Annotated in this window: 4 protein-coding genes and 1 tRNA gene; all 5 read left to right on the top strand. The window is 71.8% G+C overall.

Annotated elements, in window-relative coordinates:
- Positions 1-736: dTMP kinase (gene tmk / locus DBR36_RS18070; protein ID WP_219927638.1), on the top strand; the 736-nt coding region annotated here is incomplete at its 5' end.
- An 89-nt stretch (positions 737-825) separates the two neighbouring features.
- A complete protein-coding gene (locus DBR36_RS09340; protein ID WP_181373541.1) occupies positions 826-2,004 on the top strand; it encodes a DNA polymerase III subunit delta' in 1,179 nt (392 codons plus the stop codon).
- Complete coding sequence (locus DBR36_RS09335; protein ID WP_258222690.1) at positions 2,001-3,542, top strand: alpha/beta hydrolase; 1,542 nt, start codon at positions 2,001-2,003, stop codon at positions 3,540-3,542. The genes DBR36_RS09340 and DBR36_RS09335 overlap by 4 nt, the downstream gene beginning before the upstream one ends.
- A gap of 46 nt (positions 3,543-3,588) precedes the next feature.
- Positions 3,589-4,260 carry a deoxyribose-phosphate aldolase gene (gene deoC / locus DBR36_RS09330; RefSeq protein WP_108318789.1) on the top strand — a complete coding sequence of 224 codons (672 nt, stop codon included), beginning with the start codon at positions 3,589-3,591 and terminating at the stop codon, positions 4,258-4,260.
- Between the two features lie 65 nt (positions 4,261-4,325).
- Positions 4,326-4,398 (top strand) — tRNA-Thr (locus DBR36_RS09325).
- Positions 4,399-4,413 lie beyond the last annotated feature (15 nt).

Raw genomic sequence — 4,413 nt, 5'->3', positions numbered from 1 at the left:
CCGCCGCCAAGACCACGGCCGCCAAAGCCCCGACCACGCGCAAGGCGCCGGCGTCGTCGTCGTGACCGCGCACGGCACCCGGCCGCTGCACGCTCCGCGCGCGGCGGCGGCCGGGGGGCCCGGCCTGTTCGTCACCTTCGAGGGCGGCGACGGGGCGGGCAAGACGACGCAGGCCGCGCTGCTGGAGCAGTGGATCGGCGACCGCGGCGGCTCCGTGGTCCGCACGCGCGAACCCGGCGGTACCGACGTGGGCGTGCGCATTCGCGACATCGTCCTGCACCACCGCGGTCACATCGATCCGCGCGCCGAGGCGCTGCTGTACGCGGCCGACCGCGCCCACCACGTCGAGACGGTCGTTCGTCCCGCGATCGCACGGGGCGACATCGTCATCCAGGACCGCTACCTCGACTCCTCGGTCGCGTATCAGGGCGCGGGCCGTGTGCTCGACGCGCACGACGTGCGTGCGCTGTCGCTGTGGGCCACCGGCGGGCTGCTGCCCGACCTGACCGTGCTGCTCGACCTCGATCCGGCCGCCGCTCGACGGCGATTGGATGCCGACGACAAGCCCTTCGACCGCCTCGAGGCCGAGAAGGGCGAGTTCCACGCGCGCGTGCGCTCCGCGTTCCTCGACCTCGCCGCGGCCGAGCCCGATCGCTTCCTCGTCCTCGACGCGACGCAGCCGCCCGAGTCGCTCGCGCAGCGCGTGCAGGCGGCTGTCGCGGCCCGCTTGAGCTGACGTCGCCACCGCCGCGGACGCCGCACCCTCGGGGCATCCACAGCCGACGCCCCGCGGTCGTGTCGGACCCCGCGATTAGGCTGGATGCCATGTCCGTCGCCAGCGCCCCGATCAGCACGTCCGTCGGTGCGGCGCCCTTCCCGTGGGACGCGGTGTGGGGGCAGGACGACGCGGTCGCCACACTGCGCGCGGCGGCGTCCGACCCGGCGGCCCTCGCCCACGCGTGGCTCATCACCGGCCCGCCCGGCTCGGGTCGCTCGACCCTCGCGTACGCCTTCGCGGCGGCCCTCATCGCCGACCCGGGCGACGAGCGGGCCCAGCAGCAGGTCCTTGCGCGCACCCACCCCGATCTCACGGCCCTGCGCACCGAGCAGGTGGTCATCCGCATCGATGAGGCGCGTCGTCTGGTCGAACGCGCATCGTTCGCCCCCTCGCTCGGTCGTCACCGTGTGATCGTCGTCGAAGACGCCGATCGCATGGCTGAGCGCACCTCGAACGTCCTGCTCAAGGCGCTCGAAGAACCCCCCGAGAAGACGGTGTGGGTGCTCTGCGCCCCCAGCGACGCCGACCTGCTCCCCACGATCCGCTCGCGCGTGCGCGTGCTCCGGTTGCGCGAGCCCTCGGTCGCCGACGTGGCCGCGCTGATCGTCGAACGCACCGGCGTCACCCCCGACGTGGCCGAGGAATCCGCCCGCCACGCGCAGCGGCACATCGGCATGGCTCAGCGGCTCGCCACCGACGACGACGCGCGAGCCCGCCGGGCCGAGACGCTCGCGGCGGTCCTCGCGGTGCGCGGCATCGGCGACGCCGTCGACGTCGCCGGACGCATCGTGCGTCTCGCCACCGACGACGCCAAAGCGCTCACCGCCACCCGCGACGACGAAGAGAGACGTGCGCTGCTGCGCATGCTCGGTGTCGCCGAGGGCGCGGCCGTCCCGCCCTCCGTCCGCGGGCAGGTCAACGCCCTCGAAGACGATCAGAAACGCCGTGCCACGCGGAGCCTGCGCGACGGGATCGATCGCGTGCTCACCGACCTGCAGTCGCTGTTCCGCGACGTCGTCATGCTCCAGTACGGACGCGAGGCCGACCTCGTCAACAGCGAGCGGCTCGACGCGCTGCGCGCCCTCGCGGGGGAGTGGACCCCCGCCCGAACTCTCGGGGTGCTGGACCGCATCTCGGTCACCCGAAAGAACCTCGAGCAGAACGCCGCACCGCTGCTGGCGCTGGAGAGCCTCATGATCACCGTCGCCAACGGATCCGCCCCGTGACCGCCCGTCGCCGTCTCGCCGCCGCCGTCGCGGCTCTCGCGGGCCTGGCCGTGACGCTGTCCGGGTGCCTGTATGCGCAGATCCCCCCGATGGCCCCCGACACGACGCGATCGCCCGCACCCCAGACCGAGGGCATCGACCCGAGCCTGCTGCCCTACTACGGCCAGACGCTCACCTGGAGCGATTGCGGCGCGGCGGGTTTCGACTGCACCACCGTCACGGCACCGCGCGACTACGCCGATCCCTCGGCGGGCGAGCTGCAGCTGGCCGTCATCCGGCACCGGGCGACCTCGGGCGAACCGCTCGGGTCGTTGCTGACCAACCCCGGCGGACCCGGTGTCAGCGGGGTCGACACCGTGCGCGACTCCCTCTCGCTCGTCGCCGACGAGAACCTCACGCGTTCCTACGACGTGATCGGGTTCGACCCGCGCGGAGTCGGGCAGTCCGCACCGGTCACCTGCTACGACGCGGCGGGCATGGACGCCTTCCTCTACGACATCCCCCCGGGCACCCGGGGGAGCGACGAGCGCAACGCCGCCCTCGAGCAGCGCCAGGCCGACTTCGCCGCGGCCTGCGCGGCGGGGAGCGATGGCATCCTCCCCTACATCTCCACCGAGAATGCGGCGCGCGACATGGACCTGCTCCGTGCGGTGCTGGGGGATCCGAAACTGAACTACCTCGGCTTCTCCTACGGGTCGTTCCTGGGCGCGACCTACGCGGGGTTGTTCCCGGAGCGCGTCGGACGAATGGTGCTCGACGGCGGCATCGACCCGAGTCTTCCGGGCACCGAGAGCGGGATCGCCCAGGCGGTCGGGTTCGAGAACGCTCTGCGTGCCTTCATGGGCGATTGCCTGTCGACGTCCGAGTGCCCGTTCAGCGGCTCCGTCGACGATGCGATGGCCGACCTGTCGTCGCTGCTCGCGCGCGTCGACGCCCGACCGATCACAGGCCCCGACGGAAGACGCCTGGGCGCGGACTCCCTCGTCACGGCGATCGTGGCGGCGCTCTACAGCGATCAGAGCTGGCCGTATCTGCGCGTGGCACTCGCCGACGTGCTCAACGGCGACGCCTCGGTCGCCTTCCAGCTCGCGGACTTCTACAACGGTCGCGTCGACGGGCAGTACCAGGACAACACCCTGCAGGCCCTGCGTGCCTACAACTGCGTCGATTACCCCGACGAGGGCGACCAGGACGATCCGGCCGTCGAGCAGGAGCTCTCGCAGAAGGCGCCCGTCGTCGCCCCGTACTGGCTCGGTCCCGACGCCTGTGCGGCGTGGCCGGCTCCGCCCACCGGCACGCGGGCGCCGATCACGGCCCCCGGTTCTCCTCCGATCGTCGTGCTCGGTACGACGGGCGATCCGGCCACGCCGTACACCGAGGCGCAGGCGCTCGCCGGTCAGCTGTCGCAGGGCGTGCTCGTCACGTACGTCGGAGAGGGGCACCTCGCCTACAACAAGGGCAACGACTGCGTGAACGCCGCCGTGGACGACTATCTCGTCGACGGCACGGTGCCCGCCGAGGGACTGCGCTGCGAGTGACGTCGCTCGCGCCTAGGCTTGTTCCGTCAGACCCGAGGAGATCCCTATGACCGCGCCCATCGCCGACCTGGCGACCTACATCGACCACACGCTGCTCAAGCCCGAGGCCACCCGTGCCGACGTCGAGCGCCTCATCGCCGAAGGTGCCGAGCTCGGGACCTACAGCGTGTGCATCTCGCCGTCGTTCCTGCCGGTCGAGGTACCCGCGGGCCTCAAGCTCGCCGTCGTGTGCGGCTTCCCCAGCGGCAAGCACCACGCCGACGTCAAGGCCGCCGAAGCGGCGCTGTCGGTGGCGCAGGGGGCCGACGAGATCGACATGGTCATCGACATCGGTGCGGCCATCGCGGGGGACTACGCCCTCGTCGAGGCCGAGATCCGCGCCGTGCGCGCGGCGGCTCCGGCCCCGACCGTGCTCAAGGTCATCATCGAGTCGGCGGCACTCAGCGACGAGGCGATCGTCGCCGTATGCCAGGCGGCGGTGGCCGCCGGTGCCGACTTCGTCAAGACCTCCACGGGCTTCCACCCGGCCGGTGGCGCATCGGTGCACGCCGTCGAGCTGATGAAGCAGACCGTCGGCGACCGGGCCGAGGTCAAGGCCTCGGGCGGGGTGCGCACGCGCGAAGCGGCCGAGCAGATGATCGCCGCCGGTGCCACGCGCCTCGGTCTCTCGTCGAGCCGCGACATCCTCGCCGACCGCACCGCGAGCGGCGATTACTGATCGCGTTCCGCGAAGTGCTCTGGAGCATGTAAGATCGATGATCGTGCACGCGACAGCGCGCACATGCCGCCTTAGCTCAGACGGCAGAGCGATTCACTCGTAATGAATAGGTCAAGGGTTCGATTCCCTTAGGCGGCTCCGAAGGCCCTCACC

The sequence above is a fragment of the Microbacterium sp. HMWF026 genome (assembly GCF_003061325.1).
In the GTDB taxonomy this organism is placed as follows: Bacteria; Actinomycetota; Actinomycetes; order Actinomycetales; family Microbacteriaceae; genus Microbacterium; species Microbacterium testaceum_E.
The sequence above is the reverse complement of the archived record's forward strand: the minus strand, read 5'-3'. Positions and strand labels throughout refer to the sequence as shown.

Coding starts and splice junctions, on each gene's coding strand:
- DBR36_RS09340 (WP_181373541.1), top strand. CDS start 826: ATGTCCGTCGCCAGCGCCCCGATCAGCACGTCCGTCGGTGCGGCGCCC.
- deoC (WP_108318789.1), top strand. CDS start 3,589: ATGACCGCGCCCATCGCCGACCTGGCGACCTACATCGACCACACGCTG.